The 20,767-nt window shown below is 66.3% G+C and carries 18 protein-coding genes; 8 read left to right on the plus strand and 10 right to left on the minus strand.

The genetic code is table 11. The annotated features are described in order from the left end of the window. The first annotated feature begins 106 nt into the window (after window positions 1-106). From LU671_RS09495 to LU671_RS09520, 6 genes are all read left to right on the plus strand, one after another. Complete coding sequence (locus tag LU671_RS09495; protein WP_028689491.1) at window positions 107-1,465, plus strand: glutamine synthetase family protein; 1,359 nt, start codon at window positions 107-109, stop codon at window positions 1,463-1,465. Between the two features lie 154 nt (window positions 1,466-1,619). Continuing rightward, entirely contained in the window at window positions 1,620-2,708 is a 1,089-nt protein-coding gene (locus LU671_RS09500) for a polyamine ABC transporter substrate-binding protein (protein WP_203652404.1), read from the plus strand. A gap of 13 nt (window positions 2,709-2,721) precedes the next feature. Continuing rightward, window positions 2,722-4,017, plus strand: coding sequence for an NAD(P)/FAD-dependent oxidoreductase (locus LU671_RS09505; RefSeq protein WP_232855514.1), 1,296 nt, complete (start codon window positions 2,722-2,724; stop codon window positions 4,015-4,017). A gap of 235 nt (window positions 4,018-4,252) precedes the next feature. Continuing rightward, on the plus strand, window positions 4,253-4,930 hold the full coding sequence (locus LU671_RS09510; protein ID WP_050705590.1) for a DUF3313 domain-containing protein: 678 nt from the start codon (window positions 4,253-4,255) through the stop codon (window positions 4,928-4,930). Window positions 4,931-5,250: 320 nt separating this feature from the next. After that, the gene (locus LU671_RS09515; RefSeq protein WP_232855515.1) at window positions 5,251-5,844 is read left to right on the plus strand and encodes a DUF1842 domain-containing protein; all 594 of its coding nucleotides are present in this window, start codon (window positions 5,251-5,253) and stop codon (window positions 5,842-5,844) included. 19 nt (window positions 5,845-5,863) lie between these two features. Next, on the plus strand, window positions 5,864-6,319 hold the full coding sequence (locus tag LU671_RS09520) for a DUF1842 domain-containing protein (RefSeq protein ID WP_203652401.1): 456 nt from the start codon (window positions 5,864-5,866) through the stop codon (window positions 6,317-6,319). A 70-nt stretch (window positions 6,320-6,389) separates the two neighbouring features. Here the strand turns inward: LU671_RS09520 and LU671_RS09525 are convergent, their stop codons facing one another. Then, window positions 6,390-7,697: a serine/threonine transporter gene (locus LU671_RS09525; RefSeq protein ID WP_203652400.1), complete on the minus strand. Its 1,308-nt coding sequence runs from the start codon at window positions 7,695-7,697 to the stop codon at window positions 6,390-6,392. A 202-nt stretch (window positions 7,698-7,899) separates the two neighbouring features. Continuing rightward, window positions 7,900-9,276 carry an L-serine ammonia-lyase gene (locus tag LU671_RS09530; RefSeq protein ID WP_232855516.1) on the minus strand — a complete coding sequence of 459 codons (1,377 nt, stop codon included), beginning with the start codon at window positions 9,274-9,276 and terminating at the stop codon, window positions 7,900-7,902. A 146-nt stretch (window positions 9,277-9,422) separates the two neighbouring features. Here LU671_RS09530 and LU671_RS09535 point away from each other — a divergent pair, with 146 nt between their 5' ends. Next, complete coding sequence (locus tag LU671_RS09535) at window positions 9,423-10,370, plus strand: LysR substrate-binding domain-containing protein (RefSeq protein ID WP_232855517.1); 948 nt, start codon at window positions 9,423-9,425, stop codon at window positions 10,368-10,370. A 24-nt stretch (window positions 10,371-10,394) separates the two neighbouring features. On the opposite strand, the gene LU671_RS09540 is transcribed toward LU671_RS09535, so the two are convergent. Next, window positions 10,395-11,258, minus strand: coding sequence for a LysR family transcriptional regulator (locus tag LU671_RS09540; protein ID WP_203652397.1), 864 nt, complete (start codon window positions 11,256-11,258; stop codon window positions 10,395-10,397). Between the two features lie 260 nt (window positions 11,259-11,518). Between LU671_RS09540 and LU671_RS09545 the strand changes: the two genes are divergently transcribed. Beyond that, window positions 11,519-12,511 carry an NAD(P)H-quinone oxidoreductase gene (locus LU671_RS09545; RefSeq protein ID WP_332880054.1) on the plus strand — a complete coding sequence of 331 codons (993 nt, stop codon included), beginning with the start codon at window positions 11,519-11,521 and terminating at the stop codon, window positions 12,509-12,511. 1 nt (window position 12,512) lies between these two features. On the opposite strand, the gene LU671_RS09550 is transcribed toward LU671_RS09545, so the two are convergent. From LU671_RS09550 to LU671_RS09580, 7 genes are all read right to left on the minus strand, one after another. Beyond that, window positions 12,513-13,214, minus strand: coding sequence for a PA1136 family autoinducer-binding transcriptional regulator (locus tag LU671_RS09550; protein WP_232855519.1), 702 nt, complete (start codon window positions 13,212-13,214; stop codon window positions 12,513-12,515). Between the two features lie 5 nt (window positions 13,215-13,219). Next, complete coding sequence (hchA, locus tag LU671_RS09555; protein WP_232855520.1) at window positions 13,220-14,074, minus strand: glyoxalase III HchA; 855 nt, start codon at window positions 14,072-14,074, stop codon at window positions 13,220-13,222. Window positions 14,075-14,331: 257 nt separating this feature from the next. Continuing rightward, window positions 14,332-14,895 carry a nucleotidyltransferase family protein gene (locus LU671_RS09560; RefSeq protein WP_203652394.1) on the minus strand — a complete coding sequence of 188 codons (564 nt, stop codon included), beginning with the start codon at window positions 14,893-14,895 and terminating at the stop codon, window positions 14,332-14,334. After that, window positions 14,892-15,863, minus strand: a complete 972-nt coding sequence (locus LU671_RS09565) for an XdhC family protein (protein ID WP_232855521.1) — start codon at window positions 15,861-15,863, stop codon at window positions 14,892-14,894. Before LU671_RS09565 ends, LU671_RS09560 begins: the two co-directional genes overlap by 4 nt. Window positions 15,864-15,866: 3 nt before the next feature. Then, entirely contained in the window at window positions 15,867-17,078 is a 1,212-nt protein-coding gene (locus LU671_RS09570) for a cytochrome c (RefSeq protein ID WP_203652392.1), read from the minus strand. A 2-nt stretch (window positions 17,079-17,080) separates the two neighbouring features. After that, window positions 17,081-17,620, minus strand: a complete 540-nt coding sequence (locus LU671_RS09575; protein WP_110738705.1) for a (2Fe-2S)-binding protein — start codon at window positions 17,618-17,620, stop codon at window positions 17,081-17,083. Beyond that, the gene (locus LU671_RS09580; RefSeq protein WP_232855522.1) at window positions 17,613-20,444 is read right to left on the minus strand and encodes a xanthine dehydrogenase family protein molybdopterin-binding subunit; all 2,832 of its coding nucleotides are present in this window, start codon (window positions 20,442-20,444) and stop codon (window positions 17,613-17,615) included. Before LU671_RS09580 ends, LU671_RS09575 begins: the two co-directional genes overlap by 8 nt. Between the last annotated feature and the right edge of the window lie 323 nt (window positions 20,445-20,767).

Raw genomic sequence — 20,767 nt, forward strand, 5'->3', positions numbered from 1 at the left:
CCCCGGGGGGCAGCGACCAAGATAGTCCTCAGCGTCACCTGTGGGAAGTGCCCTGCGGCGATGAACGCCTTGCGTCCCACCACAACTACCCAACCAAGAGGTTTGTATGAACGCCCCCTTCGATCAGCTGTCCACCTGGCTGAAAGAACACCGGATCACCGAAGTCGAATGCGTGATCAGCGACCTGACCGGCATCGCCCGCGGCAAGATCGCCCCGACCGCCAAGTTCCTCCACGAGCGCGGCATGCGCCTGCCCGAGAGCGTGCTGCTGCAGACCGTCACCGGCGACTACGTCGATGACGACATCTACTACAGCCTGCTCGACGCCGCCGACATCGACATGGTCTGCCGCCCCGACCCCACGGCGGTGTACCAGATCCCCTGGGCCATCGAACCGACCGCGATCGTCATCCACGATACCTTCGACAAGCAGGGCAACCCCATCGAGCTGTCGCCGCGCAACGTGCTGAAGAAGGTCCTGAAACTCTACGCCGACAAGGGCTGGCAACCGATCGTCGCGCCGGAGATGGAGTTCTACCTCACCCAGCGCTGCGAAGACCCGGACCTGCCGTTGCAGGTGCCGCTGGGCCGCTCTGGGCGCGCCGAGAGTGGCCGCCAGTCGTTCTCCATCGACGCCGCCAACGAATTCGACCCGCTGTTCGAGGACGTCTACGACTGGTGCGAGATCCAGGGCCTGGACCTGGATACGCTGATCCACGAGGACGGCCCGGCGCAGATGGAGATCAACTTCCGTCATGGCGACGCCCTGGACCTGGCCGACCAGATCACCGTGTTCAAGCGCACGATGCGCGAGGCGGCGCTCAAGCACAACGTCACCGCCACCTTCATGGCCAAGCCGATCACCGACGAACCGGGCAGCGCCATGCACCTGCACCAGAGCGTGGTCGACATCGCCACTGGCAAGCCGATCTTCGCCAATGACGACGGCAGCATGAGCGAACTGTTCCTGCACCATATCGGCGGCCTGCAGAAGTACATCCCCAAGCTGCTGCCGATGTTCGCGCCGAACGTCAACTCGTTCCGCCGCTTCCTGCCCGACACCTCGGCGCCGGTAAACGTCGAATGGGGCGAGGAGAACCGCACCGCCGGGCTGCGCGTGCCAACGTCCAGCCCCGAAGCGATGCGCGTGGAGAACCGCCTGCCGGGTGCCGACGCCAACCCCTACCTGGCCATCGCCGCGAGCCTGTTGTGCGGTTACATCGGCATGGTCGAAAAACTGGAGCCCAGCGCCCCGGTGCAGGGCCGTGCCTACGAGCGACGCAACCTGCGCCTGCCGATCACCATCGAGGACGCACTGCAGCACATGGAAGACTGCGAGAAGGTCCAGCAGTACCTGGGGCAGCAGTTCGTCCAGGGCTACGTCGCGGTCAAGCGCGCCGAGCATGAGAACTTCAAGCGGGTGATCAGCTCGTGGGAGCGGGAGTTCCTGCTGCTGAGCGTTTAAGCCCCCTCGGGGGCGCTTTGCGCCCCTTTCACGGCACAAGGCCGCTCCTACAGGGGCTGCGCGCGTTCAGTAGGAGCGGCCTTGTGCCGCGAATGGGCTGCGCAGCAGCCCCTACACCACCGAATTCGAAGAACAAGACCAACGAGGTGTCGACATGCGTCATCCGCAAGCTTTGATCCCCGCAACCTTCGCCCTGCTGTTCGGCGCCGCCGTCCAGGCCCAGCCGACGGTCAGCGTGTACAACTGGACCGACTACATCGGTGACACCACCCTGGCTGATTTCCAGGCCAGCAGCGGGATCAAGGTGGTCTATGACGTGTTCGACTCCAACGAGACCCTGGAGGGCAAGCTGCTGGCCGGGCGCACCGGCTACGACGTGGTCGTGCCCTCCAACCATTTCCTCGCGCGCCAGGCCCAGGCCGGCGCGTTCCTGCCGCTGGACCGCAGCAAGCTGCCGAACTGGCAGCACCTGGACCCGCAACTGCTCAAGCAGCTGGAGCAGAACGATCCGGGCAACCAGTACGCCGTGCCGTACCTCTGGGGCACCAACGGCATCGGTTACAACGTCGACAAGGTCAAGGCGGTGCTGGGCATCGACCGGATCGACTCCTGGGCGGTGCTGTTCGAAGCCGAGAACCTGAAGAAGCTCAAGCAATGCGGCGTGGCGTTCATGGACTCGCCGGACGAACTGTTCCCGGCCATGCTCAACTACCTGGGCATGAACCCGCGCAGCGAGAAGGCCGACGACTACCGCAAGGCCGAGGCCCGCCTGCTGGAACTGCGCCCGTACATCACCTACTTCCACTCCTCCAAGTACGTCTCGGACCTGGCCAACGGCGACGTCTGCATCGCTTTCGGCTATTCCGGCGACGTGCTGCAGGCCGCCCACCGCGCCGAGGAGGCCGGCAATGGCGTCAAGGTCGCCTACAGCATTCCCAAGGAAGGCAGCAACCTGTGGTTCGACCTGCTGGCCATCCCCAAGGACGCCAAGAACCCCGAGCAGGCCCTGGCCTTCATCAACTACCTGCTCGACCCCAAGGTGATCGCCAAGGTCAGCGCCACGGTCGGCTACGCCAACGCCAACCCGGATGCCAAGGCCGACATGGACCCGGCGCTGGTGAACAACCCCGAGATCTACCCGCCCCAGGACGTGCTGGACAACCTGTATGTCTCGACCATGCAGAGCCCCGGGATCCTGCGGCAGATGACCCGCTCCTGGAGCAAGATCAAGTCCAACCGCTGAGCCGAGCCCGCCCATGCCACAGATGAACGAACACACCGCCTCCTACTACGCCGCCTCGGCGCGCCTGGCGGCCACCTACCCTGCGCTCGACCAGGACCTGCAGGCCGATGTCTGCGTGGTCGGCGGCGGCCTGACCGGGGTCAACGCCGCCCTGGAACTGGCTGAGCGCGGCCTCTCGGTGATCCTGCTGGAAGCCCGCCGCATCGGTTGGGGCGCCAGCGGGCGCAACGGTGGCCAGCTGATCCGCGGCATCGGCCATGACGTGTCCGGTTTCGCCCGTCACGTCGGCCAGGACGGCGTGCGCTACCTCAAGCAGGCCGGCATCGATTCGGTGGCGCTGGTGGCCAATCGCATCGAGCAGTACAGCATCGAATGCGACCTGCGCTGGGGCTTCTGCGAGCTGGCCAACACCCCCGCCCAGTTCGCCGCCTTCGAAGACGAGCAGCGCGACCTGGCCGAGCTGGGCTATCGCCACGAGACCCGCCTGGTCAACCCCGAACGCATGCGCGAGATCGTCGCCAGCGACCTGTACGCCGGCGGCCTGGTGGACATGGGCTCGGGCCACCTGCACCCGCTCGACCTGGTCCAGGGGGAGGCGCGCGCCGCCCACGGCCTGGGTGTGCGGATCTTCGAGCACAGCCCGGTGCTGCGTATCGAACATGGCAGTACGGTGACCCTGCATACCGCCCGGGGCCGGGTGCGCGCCCAGAGCCTGATCCTGGGCTGCAACGCTCATCTCGACGCGCTGGAGCCGCGCCTGAGCGGCAAGGTCCTACCGGCCGGCAGCTATGTGGTGGCCACCGAACCCTTGCCCGAGGCCCTGGCGCGCACGCTGATCCCGCAGAACATGGCACTGTGCGACCAGAAGGTGGGGCTGGACTACTACCGCCTGACCGCCGACCGCCGCCTGCTGTTCGGCGGCGCCTGCCACTATTCCGGGCGCGACCCGAAGGACATCGGCGCCTACATGCGGCCCAAAGTGCTAAAGGTGTTCCCGCAACTGGCCGAGGTGCGCCTGGACTACCAGTGGGGCGGCATGATCGGCATCACCGCCAACCGTTTCCCCCAGGTCGGCCGCCTCGGCCAGCACCCCAACGTGTTCTATGCCCAGGGTTACTCCGGACATGGCCTGAACGTCACCCACTGGACCGCGAAGCTGCTCGCCGAGGCCATCGCCACCGAGCACAGCCAGGGGTTCGACGTGTTCAGCGCTGTGCCACACCTGACCTTCCCCGGCGGCAAGGCACTGCGCTCGCCGCTGCTGGCGCTGGGCATGCTGTGGTACCGGTTGCGCGAGGCGCTCGGCTGACCGCAGGGGTTGGACATGGCAGGGGTTGTGTAAGGGCGACAAGGCACACGGCGGGAACATGCTGTGTCCGTTAGTTAGAGCACCGCCCACGCGGTGTTCTATCTGATAAAGCTCCTGCCAGCCACATCCCCCAATCGCAGTACTCATTCAATCCATGCCTGATGCCCTCTTGCTGGCCATCCGCCAACCACCTGCTAGCGTTGTTCTGGCCACTTCCCTCATGGACCTCGTCATCATGAAGCACCTGCCTCGCACCACCCTGCTGTGCGCTGCTCTGCTGGCCCTGGTTGCCTGCTCCAGCAACCGTGTCGATCCCAAGGACTATTCCGGTTTCCTCAAGGACTACAGCCGCCTGAAGCCCGCCGAGAGCGTCTCCGGTGCGCCGGTGATGCGCTGGATCGACCCGGATGTGAAGGCCAGCCAGTACACCAAGGTGTTCATCGAACCGAGCCAGTTCTATCCCAAGCCGCAACCGACCAACGTGATCTCGGCGCAGACCCTGCAGGAGATCACCCGCTACTTCAACGAAGCGATGCGCCGCGAACTGGGTAGCGTGCTCACCCTGGTCAAGGAGCCTGGCCCGAACACCATCGTGGTGCGCCCGGCGATCACCGCAGTGTCCACCAGCACCGAGGGCCTCAAACCCTACGAGGTGATTCCCATCGCCCTGGTGGCCGCGGCGGTGAACACGGCCGCCGGCGGCCGCGACCAGGCCGTGGACATCGCCGTGGAGGCTGCATTCCTCGACGGCGGCAACCAGAACGTGCTGGCCCAGGTGGTGCGCAAGGGCAGCGGCAAGGAGCTGGAGAACGACAGCACGCAACTGACCCTGAACGACGTCAAGCCGGTGCTCGATGGCTGGGCCAGCGACATGCGCCGCAGCTTCGTGGCGTTGCAGCAGAAGTCGAAGTGAGTCCGTCCAGCCCGTAGCTCATCGCGGGGCAAGCCCGCTCCCACGAAACGGGAGCCGGCTTGCAGGCCTTATTGACACCACTCGTCGGACATACTGCAAAAAGGCCATCACAGCATTTTTTGCCTGCTTAACTCAAGCGAGCTGCCAGGCAGGCGGCACCGCACTTCAGGGATGGCTGCACAAGCCGGCTGCCAACAGCCGCTCGCACCGGGCACGCCAGTACATCCGCCCGTCTACCTGCCTCTCCCCCTTTTCTCCCCCGTCCGCCTGCGCAAGCGTTGGTTACGGTATTTCATTCATTGAATGCAACGGAGGCAATCATGTCTGTATCGCTGACCGCACCGTCGGAAGGCCTGTTCCCGGTGTCCTACCTCATTGGTACCAATGCCCCGGGCGCCCCGCGCCTGCAGCTGGACCTGCTGGTCTACACCCCAGACCGCAGCGTCAACGGCCACGCGCTGATCACCCAGACCACCAACCCACCGCTGGAGCTGGGCCTGGATGCCTGGGGCAGCTACAGCTACCTCACCGTGCAACCACCAAGCGAAGGCAAGATCCTGCTGACGGTACGTGGCAACCACGGTGGCCCACACGCCAATTCGCCGGAGCAGTTCGAACTGCGCGCACTGCTTGACCTGGACTGGCAGAAAGGCACGGCCAGCTACCGTTACTACAACGGCCAGCGTTGGATCGAGGTGGACAACGTACCCGTCGTGCTTGAGCTCAAACGCATCCAGACACTGCCGAACGTCGACCTGACGACCGAACTGCACAACGCCACCTTGGAGGCCGTGATCGCCACTGGTGACGTCGCGCAACTCAAGCAACTGGCCAGCGGTGCCGTGGGCAAAGCCCTGGACCAGGCCCTCGCCTCGACCAAGAGCCCGGCCGCCAAGGCCGCCAAGAAAGCCTGAGCAGACAAGGAGAATCAGCATGTCCTTCGGACTTTTTCATACCCGCCTGAACGTCAGCAACGGGCTGCTCGGCGCACCGATCCTGACCCTCGACCTGCTGGTCAATACCGTGCAGAAGAAGGTCACCGGCAGGGCCTCCATCATCCAGGCCACGCATCCGGTCCAGGTCTTCCACGCCAAGGTGTGGGGCGGCTACAGCGAGCTGCCGTTCGCGCCCGTAGGTAGCCCGTCAATTGTCCTGCACCTGGATGGCAGCCCAAGCGGCCCGCTCAGCCAGATCGCCCAGAGCTTCCACCTGCAGGGTCTGCTCGACCAGGGCTGGAACATCGGCACCGCCAGCTACCGGTACTTCAGCAACGGCCACTGGGTCGACCAGCATGGCCGCGTGCGCAAGGCGCCGGACATCACCCACCAGGATCAACCGCAACCCGCGGAGCGCCTGAAGGCTGTGATCAAGCACCTGGAAAACGCTTGACCTGAACCGTCGCGGGGCCAGCCCGCGCCCACATCAAGGTGTGGGAGCGGACTGGCCCCGCGATCATCGGTCAGGCCATGAAGCTATAGGCGATCGCCGACAGCGTGATCAAGCCGATCAAGACCACGAATACGTTCGACAGCTTGCCCGAGTACTGGCGCAACGCCGGCACCTTCTGTACCGCATACATCGGCATCAGGAACAGCAAGCAGGCGATCACCGGCCCACCCAGACTTTCGATCAGCCCGAGAATGCTCGGGTTGAGGGTCGCCACCGCCCAGCAGGTCACCAGCATGAACAACGCCGTGGCGCGCTCCAGGCGCTTGGCCGGCCAGGCCTTGCCACGTCCGCGCAGGCTCTTGACGATCATGCCCTGGAAACCTTCGCTGGCACCGATGTAGTGGCCAAGAAACGACTTGGTGATCGCCACCAGCGCGATCAGCGGCGCGACAAAGGCGATCACCGGAGTCTGGAAGTGGTTGGCCAGGTACGACAGGATCGAGATGTTCTGCGCCTTGGCTGCGGCCAGGTCGGCCGGGCTCAGGGCCAGCACGCAGCTGAAGCAGAAGAACATCACCGTCAGTACCATCATCACATGGGCGGTGGCCAGGGTGCGGCCGCTCTTGCGGTCGGCATCATTGCCATAACGGTGCTTCTGGTCGACGGCGAACGCCGAGATGATCGGCGAGTGGTTGAACGAGAACACCATTACCGGGATCGCCAGCCACAGGGTCAGCAGCAGCTTGGAGGCGCTGATGCCTTCGTTGGCCTGGGCGAAGAACGCGCCGTTCCAGTTGGGAATCAGGCTCAGGGCCAGCAGCAGCAACGAGGCAACGAAGGGATAGACCAGCACGCTCATGGCCTTGACGATGATCTGCTGGCCGCAGCGCACCACGATCATCAGCCCGCAGATCAGCAGCAGGGCCAGCAGCGCTCGCGGCGGCGCGCCGATGTGCAGCTGGTGTTCGAAGAAGCTGGTCAGGGTGTTGGTCAAGGCCACGCTGTAGACCAGCAGGATCGGGAAGATGGCGAAGAAGTACAGCAAGGTGATGAGCTTGCCGGCGCCCACGCCGAAGTGCTCTTCCACCACCTCGGTGATGTCCTCGTTGCCACCCTTGCGCCCGGACAGCACGAAGCGGGTCAGCGCGCGGTGGGCGAAGAAGGTCATGGGGAACGCCAGCAGCGCCAGGATCAGCAGCGGCCAGAAACCGCCGACCCCGGCGTTGATCGGCAGGAACAGGGTGCCGGCGCCGATCGCCGTGCCATACAGGCCCAGGGCCCAGGTGGTGTCGTGGCGGTTCCAGGTGGTCGAGCCGCTGGCCGAAGCCAGGGCAGCCGAATCCGCACGAACGCTCGTGGTGCTTTGTACATCAGTCATTGGGTATCGCCTTGTAGTTGTTTTTGTCGCAGGTGCAGCGGGTGTTGCAGGTTGATACCGCTCCCCTGTAGGAGCGGCCTTGTGCCGCGAACGGGCTGCAGTGCAGCCCAAGAATTTCAGTGTGGGAGGAGTATCGCCGGGGCCGCTTTGCGGCCCTTTCGCGGCACGAGGCCGCTCCTACAGCGGGGTCCGTACGGAGCCATCAGCACTCGACGAACGCGACAGCCAGGCCGCCGCGGGAGGTTTCCTTGTAGTTGGCGTGCATGTCCGCGCCGGTATCGCGCATGGTACGGATCACCCGGTCGAGGGAGATGAAGTGTTCGCCGTCGCCGCGCAAGGCCATCTGCACGGCGTTGATGGCCTTCACCGCAGCGATCGCGTTGCGCTCGATGCAGGGGATCTGCACCAGGCCGCCGACCGGGTCGCAGGTCAGCCCGAGGTTGTGCTCAAGGGCGATCTCGGCGGCGTTTTCCAGCTGTGGCGGCGTGGCGCCCAGTACTTCGGCAAGCCCCGCGGCGGCCATCGAGCAGGCCGAGCCCACCTCGCCTTGGCAGCCCACTTCGGCACCGGAGATCGAGGCGTTCTTCTTGCACAGGATGCCCACTGCAGCGGCCGCCAGCAGGAACGCCACCACGTCGTCGTCGCAAGCGCCGGGGTTGAACTTCATGTAGTAATGCAGCACCGCCGGAATGATCCCGGCCGCGCCGTTGGTGGGCGCGGTGACCATGCGCCCGCCGGCGGCGTTCTCTTCGTTGACCGCCAGGGCAAACAGGTTGACCCATTCCATGGCGCTGAGGGTCGAGCCGATCACGTTGGGCTTGCCGACCTCCTGCAGGCTGCGGTGCAGGCGTGCCGCCCGGCGCTTGACCTTCAGCCCGCCGGGCAGGATGCCTTCGTTGCGCAGGCCGTTGTCGACGCACTCGCCCATCGCCGCCCAGATCTTCAGCAGGCCTTCGCGCACCTCGCTTTCCGGGCGCCAGGCGCACTCGTTGGCCAGCATCAGCTGGCTGACGCTCAGGTTGTGGGCCTTGCACAGGGCCAGCAGTTCGGCGCCGCTGGAGAATTCGTAGGGCAAGGCGACCAGGTTGTCGCTGCCTTGCGGCGCATCGATCTCGCTTTGCTCGACGATAAAGCCGCCACCCACGGAATAGTAGGTCTGGCTGAACTGGCTGCCCTGCCCGTCGAAGCTTTCCAGGGTCATCGCATTGGGGTGATAGGCCAGGTTCTCGTCGAGCAGGCGCATGTCACGGCTGTACTGGAACTCGATCGGCTGGCTGCCGTCGAGCATCAGGCACTGCTCCTGCATCAGCTGGTCGATGCGTGGCTCGATGCTGTGCGGGTCGATGCGGTCCGGCCACTGGCCCATCAACCCCAGCAGGCAGGCGCGGTCCGTGGCGTGACCGACACCGGTGGCCGACAGCGAGCCATAGAGGCGCACCTCGACTCGCCGCACCTGGGCCAGCAGGCCGCGTTCACGCAGGGCCTGGGCGAAGGTCGCCGCGGCGCGCATGGGGCCGACGGTATGGGAGCTGGACGGGCCGATGCCAATCTTGAAAAGGTCGAAAACACTGATAGCCATGCTAATGCCTGACCGTGACAACCATCTAGGATATGCCACGGCTCTCTGGAAAATTTGAGCGGTATTGCCAAGTTGCGCGATACTGCCCCTCTCAGGCCAGCTTGACCAACGAAACTTCCTACATAAGCCTTTAGCAGGACTAAACGATGAAAGGCCCACTCAACGGCCAGGTGTTCGTCTGGCTGCACGTGTTCTCCTGTGCGGCGCGGCACCTGTCGTTCACCCGCTGCGCCGAGGAGCTGCACATCACCCCCGGCGCGGTCAGCCAACAAATGCGCCAGCTCGAGGAACGCCTGGGCTTTCGCCTGTTCCTGCGCCGCGCCCGCGGCGTCGAGCTGTCCGCCGAAGGCCAGCGCCTGGCCCAGACCGTGGCCGAGGCCTATGGCAGCATCGAGGCCGAGCTGCTGCGTCTGGATGCCGGTGAAATCCGTGGCACCTTACGCTTGCGCTCGATCCCCTCGTTCCTGGCCAAGTGGCTGACACCGCGCCTGCCGCGCTTCCAGCAGCGCTACCCGGACATCGAACTGCGCCTGGTGGCCGAGGACAGCAACCAGGCGCTGCACCCGGAAGACTTCGACCTGGCCATCGACCTCAACGACGGCAGCTACCCGGGCATGCTCTCCACCCCGCTGCTGGACGAACAGATCTTTCCGGTCTGCTCGCCGGCCCTGCTGCGTGGCCGCCCGCCGCTGCACGGGCCGGCGGACCTGGCCCACTACCCGCTGCTGCACGACATCACCGCCTGGCGCGGCAGCTCGGAGTACGCCGAATGGGAGTTCTACCTCGACGGCATCGGCGCCGGCGGGCTGGACGTGCGCCGCGGGCATACCTTCAACCGCAACCACCTGACCATCGAGGCCGCCATCGCCGGTGTCGGCGTGGCCATCGCCCGGCGCACCCTGCTCAACGACGAGCTGGAGCGCGGCGCGCTGATCGTGCCGTTCGGGGTGCCGATCACCAACCACAAGCGCTATGTGCTGCTGTATCCGCCGGGCGGACTAAGCCAGCCTGGAGCGCGTGCGGTGCATGACTGGCTGGTGGAAGAAGCACAGGGTTTCCGCGCCTTGCATCCGCTGAAGCTGCCCGCCAACTGAAGGTATTCGCACCGCACAGCGTCCTCAATCGGCAAACGCCTGCACCAGCTGGTCGATCACTGCCCGCACCCGCGCCGTGTGGCGCAGGTCGCGATGGGTGACCATCCACACCTCGTAGGGCTGGCTGCGCGCGCGCTGCGGCCAGACCCGCAGCAGGCCGTCGCGCTGCCCCAACGCCACGGGGATCTCGCCCAGGCCCAACCCTTCGGCAATGCCCCGGCGCAGCATCATGCTGGCATTGGCCGCCATCACCACCCTGCCCTCGCCCATGGGCACGTCCACCAGGGTCGGTACCCCGCGATCACGCCAGTACGGCTCGTACACCACCAGGTCATGGCCGGCAAAACTGCCCTCCTGCGGCATGCCGCGACGCGCCAGATAGTCCGCCGAGGCGAACAGCCCCATCTGCCAGCTGGCCAGCTTGCGCAGCACCAGGTCGGGGTTGTCCGGGCGCTGGTTGCGGATGGCAATGTCGGTTTCGCGTTGCGACAGGTTGACAATCTCCGAGCTGCCGCTGAGCACGATGCGCACCTCGGGGTGATCGTCGTGCAACCGGCGCAGCGCCGGGATGACGAACTCCAGCGCCAGGGAATCGGTGGTGGCGATGCGCACCTCGCCGGCCTGTTCGTTATCGCTGCCCCGGGTGCGACGGGCCAGCTCCAGGGCAGCCTGCTCCATCTTCTGCGCCAGCTCCACGGCCACTTCGCCGGTGGCGGTCAACTGGTAACCGGCGGGGGTGCGCAGGAACAGGGTCGCGCCAAGGTCGGCCTCCAGCGCCGCCACCCGCCGGCCCACCGTGGCCTGGTCGACGCGCAGCACCCGGGCGGCGCGGCGCAGGGTCAGTTCGCGGCTCAAGGCCAGCAGCATGCGGGCGTCGTCCCAGTTCATTCGCTCACTCCATTGTTCGTCGGGCAACGAGAGCCTGTGGGAGCGGGTTTACCCGCGAAAACAGTAGTGGGTTCACCAACGTATTCGCGGGTAAACCCGCTCCCACAGGACAGGAATCTCACCTGAAGAAAATCTGCAAAGGTGCGTCGCAAAATCGCCGCGCGACCGCGCAGCGTGGGTTTCATACCCTGTGACGCACCGGGCCAAAGCGGCCTTTCCTCAGAATGACAGAGGTTTTCATGCGTCACATCCCCACTCACATGACCGCCATCGATATTACCCAACCTGGGGGCCCCGAGGTCCTGCAGGCCACCACCCATGCCACGCCTCGACCAGGCCCCCGGGAGGTGCTGATCCAGGTCCATGCCGCCGGCGTCAACGGCCCCGACCTGCTGCAGCGCAAGGGCCTGTACGACCCGCCCGCCGGCGCGCCGGACATTCCGGGGCTGGAGATCGCCGGCAAGGTCGTGGCCACCGGCGAGCAGGTCCGCCACTTTGCCGTGGGCGACGCGGTGATCGCCCTGGTCCAGGGCGGCGGCTACGCCGAGTACGCCGTGGCCGACGAGCGCACCACCGCGCACCTGCCGGACAACCTGTCGATGGTCGAGGGCGCGGCCTTGCCGGAAACCTTCATGACCGTCTGGGTCAACCTGTTCCAGCGTGGCGGCTTCAAGGCCGGTGAAAGCGTGCTGATCCACGGCGGCGCCTCCGGCATCGGCACCACCGCCACGCAGCTGGCCCGTGCCTTGGGCGCGGCGAAGATCCTCACCACGGTCAATGGCGCCGGGCAACAGGCCGCCAGCCTGGAACTGGGCGCCGACGTGGCCATCGACTACACCCGCGAGGACTTCGTCGAACAGGTCATGCTGCACACCGAGGGCAAGGGCGTGAACGTGATCGTCGACATCATCGCCGGTGACTATGTGGCCCGCAATTTCAAGGCCGCGGCCATGGACGGACGCATCGTGCAGATCGGCGTGGTCAAGGGCCCGGCCACCGAGGTCGACCTGTTCCCCCTGCTGACCAAGCGCCTGACCCATATCGGCTCGACGCTGCGCGCGCGCAGTGCCGACGACAAGGCAGCGATTCTCACGGACCTGCTGGCCAAGGCCTGGCCTCATGTGCGCAGCGGTTCGGTCAAGCCATTGGTTCACGCGACCTTCCCGCTGGCGGCGGCCAGCCAGGCCCATGCCCTGATGGAGTCTGGCCGGCATATCGGCAAGGTGGTGTTGACGGTTGCGCACAACGGCTGAGTCAGTCGAGCGCGCCGCTGCCCAGGGCGATCCTGATCGCCTGGGCGGTGGTGCTCACCCCCAGGCGCCGGCGGGCGGCGCGAAGATGGTTTTCCACGGTGCGCACCGACAGGCCCAGGGTGGCCGCGATATCCGCCTGGCGCTGCCCGGCGGCGGTCCAGGCCAGCACCTGGCGCTCACGCGCCGACAGCTGACCCTCGCCGGGCGGTGCCTCCAGCAGCCGCCGTGCACCGAGGAACGCGGCGTTGGCCAGCAGGCTCAGGGCCAGGCGCGCCGGCGCCGAAGCGTCGATGCGCACACCGCCCAGGCTCATCGCTCCCTCCAGGCCCGCCGGGCCGAACACCGGCACTTGCAGGCCATGGATGCCCGGCCCGCATGGCACCCGCACCACCCGATAGCGTTCACCTTCGTCGCTCGGCTGCTTGCTCCAGAAGAACGCTTCACGGGCCGCCAGCAGATGGCGGGTCACCGGGCAATGGCGTACGTAGGTCCGGGCATCGACCGCTTGGCCGTCACCGAACCAGTCTCCTTCCACCCAGTGGATGCGCTCGACCACCTCGTCCCGCGCGGCGCTGGCGCTGAACAGCACAAAGCGGTCATAGCCCAGCGGCCGGGCGACGTTGCGCACGGCCGTCTGGATCGTCGCCAGGGCGGTGGCCTGCTCGATCTGCCGGACCGCCTGCACTACCTTGTCGAACGGCATGCCGCTCACCCGCCGTTGACCGCCTTGAGCAATGCCGCTGCGGCCAGCTTGCCCAAGGCGTTGCCGGCCAGCGGGCTGTCGCCGGTGAGCAACCGACGGTCCTGGTGGACGGCGCCGGAGATGCCGTCGTTGACGATCTCGACACCCTGGGCCTGCAGGCGTTCGCCGAACTTCCAGGTCAGGTGACCGGGCATGTAGCCGATGTCCGGGGTCTTGGCATCCAGTTCATCGGGGAAGGCGCAGATCTTGTAGCCATCGAACAGCTTGCCGCCAGCCAGCAGCGCCGCCGGACCGTGGCACAGGGTGATGACGAACTTGTCGTGATTCGCCGCCCATTTCAGCACCTGGGCAACCTCTTCGCTTTCCGGCAGGCCGATCAACGCGCCATGGCCACCGGGAATGAACACGCCGATGTAGTCCGAGTCGTCACCCAGGGCACTGTCGATCACCTCGGCGAGCTTGCGCGGCTGTTTGAAGGCGGGCTTGTAGCGCTCGAACAGGCCGAGCACCTGCTGGTCCTCGCGCGGCATGGCCCAGTATTCGAACTTGACCGGGTTGCCCGACAAGGTCGCGACATCGAAGGCGAAGCCGGCCTTGTCCAGGTGGTACATGGGCAGCAGGGTTTCCACCGGATGGTTGCCGGTGGAAAACAGCGTGCCGTTGTCGGTGAGCAGGTAGCGCTCGTCGGCGCCGATCAAGAGGATTTTCCAGCGTCCGCCCTTGTAGGCGTCGGGGTAGTCGGCGCCGCTGAGGTCGGACTTGGGTGAGGTGAACTGGCTGAGGGAATACGGCGAGGGGAAGAAGGCGTTGTCCTCGGCCGGATCGGGGGTCGGGCGTTTGTCGTCGTTGCTGTTGGTCATGGCTGTGCTCCTGTGCCTGGGGGTTGACCGGATCCATGCTAGGAGGCCACCGGATGAGCGGCAATGAGGGTTTTCCCTCAATGGCTGTCCGTGGCATCGGTACAAAGTCCCGGTGTAGGAGCGGCCTTGTGCCGCGAAAGGGCTGCGGCAGCAGCCCCAGCGATATTGATGGTGACTCGGAGCCTAGGGCCGCTTCGCGCCCCTTTCGCGGCACAAGGCCGCTCCTACACCGGGACCGCAAAATGGCTCAGGGCAGTCTAGTCGAGCGCAGCGGGTGTATCGACGTCGCGCAATACACCTGCGTCGTCTACCTCGACCACCTGCAACTGTTGCCGATGCCGTTGCAGCACCGAACGCGCGCCCTCATCGCCGGCCATCAGTGCGAGTTCAGGCCAGTAGTTGCGCCCAAACAGCACCGGATGCCCATTCTGCCCCAGATGACGCGGCACCACGATGACCGCAGGGCCAGCGCTTGCGATCAACCGCCGGAAGGTTGCGGGCAGAATCCACGGCATGTCCCCCAACAGGATGGCGACCGCCTGCGCCTCGCTGTCGCCCAGCGAAGCGGCGCCCGCCGCCAGGCTATGGCCCATGCCCAGTCCGGCCTCGAGGCTATGGACAATTCGGCAGCCCGCCGGCAACCCCAGATCCTCGCCCCGTTCGCCAGCGCGCAGCACCACGCGCACCTCGTCGAACGCCGCCAGGGCGCGCTCGACGCTATGCTGCAACAGGCTGCGACCATCGCCCAGCGCGGCCCGGCGCTTGTCCGCGCCGAAGCGCGAACCCTGGCCGGCCGCCAATACCAACGCGACGACGCTCACAAAGCCTCGCGGGCGATGCCGCTGCGGGTACGGAGGATATCGGCGAGCACCGCCAGGGCGATCTCCGCCGGCGTCTTGCTGCCCAGGTTGAGGCCGATGGGGGCATGGATGCGCGCCATCTCGGCATCGTCGAGCCCGCCGATACGGCGCAGGCGTTCACGGCGCTTTTCCGAGGTGGCGCGCGAGCCCATCACGCCGATGTAGAAGGCTTCGGTATGTACCGCTTCGAGCATGGCCAGGTCGTCGATCTTCGGGTCGTGGGTGAGCGCCACCACCGCCGTGTCGCGGTGGCAGCCACCGTTGGCGATGAACAGCGAGGGCAGTTCCCGACGGATTTCTATCCCGTCGAGCACCACGTTGTCCATCACCTCGTCGCGAGGGTCGCACAGCACCACCTCGAAGCCCAGGCCCTTGCCGAACTCGGCGCAGAAGTGCGCGACGCTCGAGTAGCCGGCCAGCAACAGGCGTTGGGCGGCGCCGACGCGCAAGCGCACGAACTCGCCGCCCTGCTCCACCCGTGGCCCCTGGCTGTGGTCATCCAATACGCGACGTTCGCCCGTGCGCAGGTCGACCTCGCGCAGCAGCCGGCGACGGCCCAGCAAGGCCGCCTCCAGCTCACCCAGGTGTGCCTGGGTCGCGCAATCGCCCGGCAGGTTCTCCACCAGCACATCGAGGATGCCACCGCAGGGCAGGCGGATGTTGCCGCGGGTGTCGCTGCCGTCGCCATAGCGCACCACGGCGACGGCAGCGGCGAACTCGTCGGCGGCGACGCGTTCGAGGAAGTCCTCCTCGACGCAGCCGCCGGACAGCGAGCCGACCCAGTGCCCCTGGTCGTTGACCGCCAACAGCGAGCCCGGCGCGCGCGGCGCCGAGCCGTAGGTGCAGAGCACCGTGCACAGCCACACGCGCAAGCCGTCACGCGACCACTGCGCCGCCTGGCGCACCACCTGCAGGTCGAGATGCTGCACGGGTCAGTCCGCCTTCAGCTGGGCCAGCTGCTGGGTGGTCAGGTCGCCCGGCAGGCCGCCCCAGGCTTCGCGCAGGTAGTTGACCATATCGGTCAGCTGCCGGTCGTCGAGCTTGTCGGCGAAGCCCGGCATCGGCTGCATGCGCTCAAAACCGGTGAACTGCTGCTCGCGGATGCCGTCGACGATGGCCTTGACCAGGTTGCGCGAGTCGGCCTGGCGCAGCACGGTGTTACCGCGCATGGCCACGGCGATGTGCGGCTTGCCCTCGCCCTCGACACCGTGGCAGCCGGCGCAGACGTTGAGGTACTGCTGGCGGCCGCGCTTGGCGCTCTCGCCCATGGTTTCGTGGGCGACCGCCTGCACCACCTTGGCCGCCGGCGGCTGGTCGCCGAGCAGGTAGGTGGCCATGGCCGCCAGGTCGCTGTCCTGCAGATGCTGGGTGCTGTGGTGCACCACCGGGTACATCTCGTTGAACATGCTGCCCTGGGCGCTGACCCCGTGCTTGAGGAAGGTCGCCAGGTCCGCCTGGTTCCAGCCGCGGTCGGCCAGGTCCTGGGCCAGCAGGCTTGGTGCCAGGTAGCCCAGCAGCAAGCCGCCGGTCAGGCGCTTGTCCTGCTGCAGCGCGCCAATCGGATTGCGCGGGGTGTGGCATTCGCCGCAGTGGCCGAGCACCTCGACCATGTACTGGCCGCGCTTCCACGCCTCGCTATTGCCCTTGCCCTCCTCCAACTGCACGCTCTTGCCATACAGCAGGTTCCAGCCGATCAGGCCGGTGCGTACGTTGAACGGGAAACTCAGGCTGGTTTCCGGGGCCGGACGGTTGATCGGCGCCACGCTCATCAGGTAGGCATGGATGGCGTCGGAGTCCTCGCGCTTGACCAGGTGGTAGGAGGTGTACGGCATGGCCGGGTACAGGTTGGCGCCGTCCTTGCGCTTGCCCTCGGTGAGGGCGGCGAAGAACTCGTCGCTGCTGTAGTTGCCGATACCGTACTGCTTGTCCGGGGTGATGTTGGTGCCGTAGATGGTGCCGAACGGCGAATGGATCGGCAGGCCGCCTGCATACGGCGCGCCGCCTTCGGCGGTGTGGCAGGCCATGCAGTCGGCGGCGCGGGCGAGGTATTCGCCGCGCTTGATCAAGGCCTCGTCCGCCGCCTGGGCGTTGAAGGTGACCAGTGCGCCGATGGCCAGGGCCAGGCTGCTCAGAACACGCGTCATGCTCAACCCTCCTTGACCAGGCCGAGGTCACCCAGCACTTCGCGGGTCGCCTCGTAGTAACGCACGTAGCCGGTGCAGCGGCACACATGGTGGCCGAGGCTGGCCTCGATGGCGCCCTCCAGCTCACTCTGCTTCAGCGGCTTGCGCTGGGCCTTTTCCACCAGCACCGTGGCGGCGTTGACGAAGCCCGGCGCGCAGTAGCTGCACTGGAAGGCGAAGCGGTCGACGAACTTCTGCTGGATCGGGTTCAGCTCGCCGGGGTTGCCGGCTTCGTCGAGCTTGGCGTGGCCTTCGATGGTGCGGACTTTCTTGCCCTCGAAGTAATGCGCGCCGGTGATGCAGGTGCGCACTTCCTCACTGGTGCCGTCGGGATTGTCGACGATCACCACGCAGGCATGGCAGATGCCCTGGCCGCAGCCAAGACGCGAGCCGGTGAGGTTCTGGTATTCGTGCAGGAAGTCGATCATCGCCAGGTCATCGGGGACCACTTCGGTGACGACAGGTTGACCGTTGAGGGTCAGTTGCAGCTTGCGGTCAGCCATTGAGGGCCTCCTTGACTCGGGCGGGGGTGATGGGCAGGTCGCGCACGCGCTTGCCGATGGCATGGGCCACGGCGTTGCCGATGGCGCCGACCACCGGGATCATCACCACTTCGGCGATGCCCTTGGACGGATCGGTCGGCGACAGCGGCGGCAGGATCTCCGAAGTCTGCTTCCACACCGCCACATGTTTGGCCATCGGCAGGCGGTAACGGTTGAAATTCCAGTTGCCCTCGCCCGGGCCACCCTCGTACAGCGGCATTTCTTCCAGCAGCGCATGGCCGATGCCCATGGCGATACCGCCCTCGAGCTGGCCCTTGACCAGCTCCGGCACCAGCACCCGGCCGCACTCGACCCAGCTGTGGTGGTTGAGCACCGTCACCTCGCCGCTGCCCTTGTTGACCTTGACCTCGACGATGGTCGCCACCGGGCTGTAGTAGGTGACCATGGCGTTGTTCAGCTGGGTGGCCGGGTACTCGGCGTTCTGCCGGTCAAGCAGGTGGAAGCCGGCGCTGTTCATCTGCGCCTTCTTCGCGTTCACCGCGCCGTCGCCGTACTTCACCGCCACGGCATCGAGCGGCAGGCGCTCGCGCACGCCGTCGATGACGTAGTCGGCCTCGGCCCAGCTCCAGCGGTTGAAACCGTGCACGCTGACACCGGTGACCAGGCCCATCTCATGGGCTTTCTTGGCCAGCGTGGCGAACGGGATCGGCGCCAGGCCGTTGCCGGTCAGCTCACCGTTGACCCACACCGCGTTCTCGCGGCGCACCACCAGCGGGTTGGCCTGACCGCCATACGGGCCCTGGCTCCACAGGGCCATGGCCGCCGGCCACAGGCCGTGGTTGAACAGCACGCGGGCCGCTTCGCGGGTGGCGTGGCTGAAGTAGAACGCCGAGTTGGTCGCCGACGAAGGCGAAGCCAGCTTGCCGACCCAGCGCGGGTTGCGCAGCGCGGCGTCCTGCTCGGCCTGGCTGATCAGGTAGGGGTTGCCGCTGGTGGTCAGCGCCAACTCCGGCCACTCAGTCTGGGCGGTCATGACCTCGTCGGCGACACGGCCGAGGAAGTCGCTGACCACCAGGGCCTGGGAGGTGGACATGCCGGTGCCCAGCTCGGTGCCGATATGGCGCAGGCTGATACGGCCGTCAGCGGTGAACTCGACTGCCGCCATTGGCGCCTCGGAGCCGGTGCCGAAGTCTTTCTGGGTGATGGCAAAGCCCACGCCGTACCAGTTGTCGTGGTCCTTGGCGTCTTCGGCCTGCTTGCGCGCCTGGCGGTTCTTCCACCAGTCGTGCGCGGCGGCCTTGTCGAGGATCTCGTGCAGGCGCAGGGCACCGGCGGGCACCGCGCCCTGGGTGTTCTTCATGCCCGACTTGAGCGCGTTCTTGCGGCGCAGCTCGATGGCGTCAACGCCCAGGCGGTCGGCGATCTCGTCGACCATCATCTCGGTGGCGGCCATGCTCTGCAGGGTGCCGTAGCCGCGCATGGAGCCTGCCTCGACGCCACGGGAATGGTAGGCGGTCACCGACAGGTCGTTCTGCGGCATGTAGTAGATCGACTGCGCCGCGGTGGCGCCCACGGCGGCCACCGACGGGCTGTAGTTGATGCGCCCGCCGCCGTCGACGCTCATGTCGGCGCGGAAGATCTTGAAGCTCATGTCCTTCTTGTCGACGGCCAGCTGGTAGCGGATGTCGAACGGGTGGCGCTTGATGCCGCTCTGGAACTGCTCATAGCGGTCGTTGGCCAGGCGGATCGGCACGCCCGCGCCGTACAGGGCGGCGACGGCGGCGTAGAACACGAAGATGTTGTTGTCCTTGGAGCCGTAGCCGACGGTGTAGCCCGGATGCATGTTCAGGTGCTTCAGGCCGAAGCGCGACGGCTTGATCATGTGCACGCATTCCTGCGCCACTTCGAACGGGCACTGGGTGGCCACGACAAAATGCAGGGTGCCGGTGGCCGGGTCGAACCAGCCGTTGCCGTTGTCCGGCTCGAGGGCCGCGGGCTCGATCGACGGGGTCTTGTAGCGTTCGTCGAACAGCAGCCAGTCTTGCGGCGGCTGCTTGAGCTGCTCGTCGATGCGCTGGGCGTAGAACATCCCCTGCTCGGTGAGGGTGCCGTGCTGCTTGGGCTCGGCGGTCCATACCGGCTTGCGCGCCAGGATGGTGGGGAACAGCATGGTGTTCTTCAGGCTCGAGTATTCGTCCTCGTCGAACGGCGTCTTGCCGCCCACGCGCACGAAACGGAAGCTGCCGTAGGGGTCGCGCTGGTACAGCGGCGCCTGGGCGCCATAGCGGATTGCCTGGTCGTTGAACTGCAGCTTGAGCTTGGCCTTGCGGAAACGCTCGAAGTCGTTCCAGATCAGGATCGCCACCGGGTGGCCGATGAACATCGGCACCTGGCCCGGCGGCAGCAGCGGGTCCGGCGAATGGGCTTCGGGCCAGGCGATGCCGTCCTTCTTCAGGTCGTCGGCGGTGACGATACGGTCCGGCTGCAGCTCGGCGCCCAGCAGCGACAGGTCATGGCCTGCGTAGATGCGGTCGGCCTTGGTGGCCTTGAGCAGCATGGCGTGGCCCTGCTGCTGCGGCCAGCCGGGCATGTCCTTGGCGCGGATGTCGCGGGCGAACACCTTGTTGCCACAGACCTTGGACAGCGCGTCGTTACGAAAACGCGCCTTGCCGTCGTGGTTCATCCACTTCTGCGGCGAGGTGGTGACCTTGTTTTCCATCAGGGCGGCGAAGGCCTGGCTGCCGAGCGGCGCCAGGGTCACGCCGACACCGGCGATCAGCCCGCCTTGCAGGAACGAACGCCGGGAAATATCACGGTTGGACATGGTTGATCCTCTGGGTAGCTCTTGGGCTGCCCATGCTTTTTCTGGTGCTTGAGAAACTGGGAGGGCGCGCACGATCACAAAAACTGACTGCGAAGTCAAGTTGACGATCGTAGGGTACCTCTGCAAGTCAAGCAGACAACTTGTCGCGGGGTGGGGCCTTCGATTGGATAGGGCCCATGGCGAGGGCAAGCGAGGCATCGCTACTGCTTGGCACGGGCGTTGCCCGTGATCGCGGGACAAGCCCGCTCCTACAGGTGGGGGGGGGCGAAATCGGGGGCAAAAAAAAGACGCCTCATTGGAGGCGTCAAGACATTCACCTGTAA

This window comes from Pseudomonas sp. NMI760_13, assembly GCF_021283245.1.
GTDB lineage: Bacteria > Pseudomonadota > Gammaproteobacteria > Pseudomonadales > Pseudomonadaceae > Aquipseudomonas > Aquipseudomonas peradeniyensis.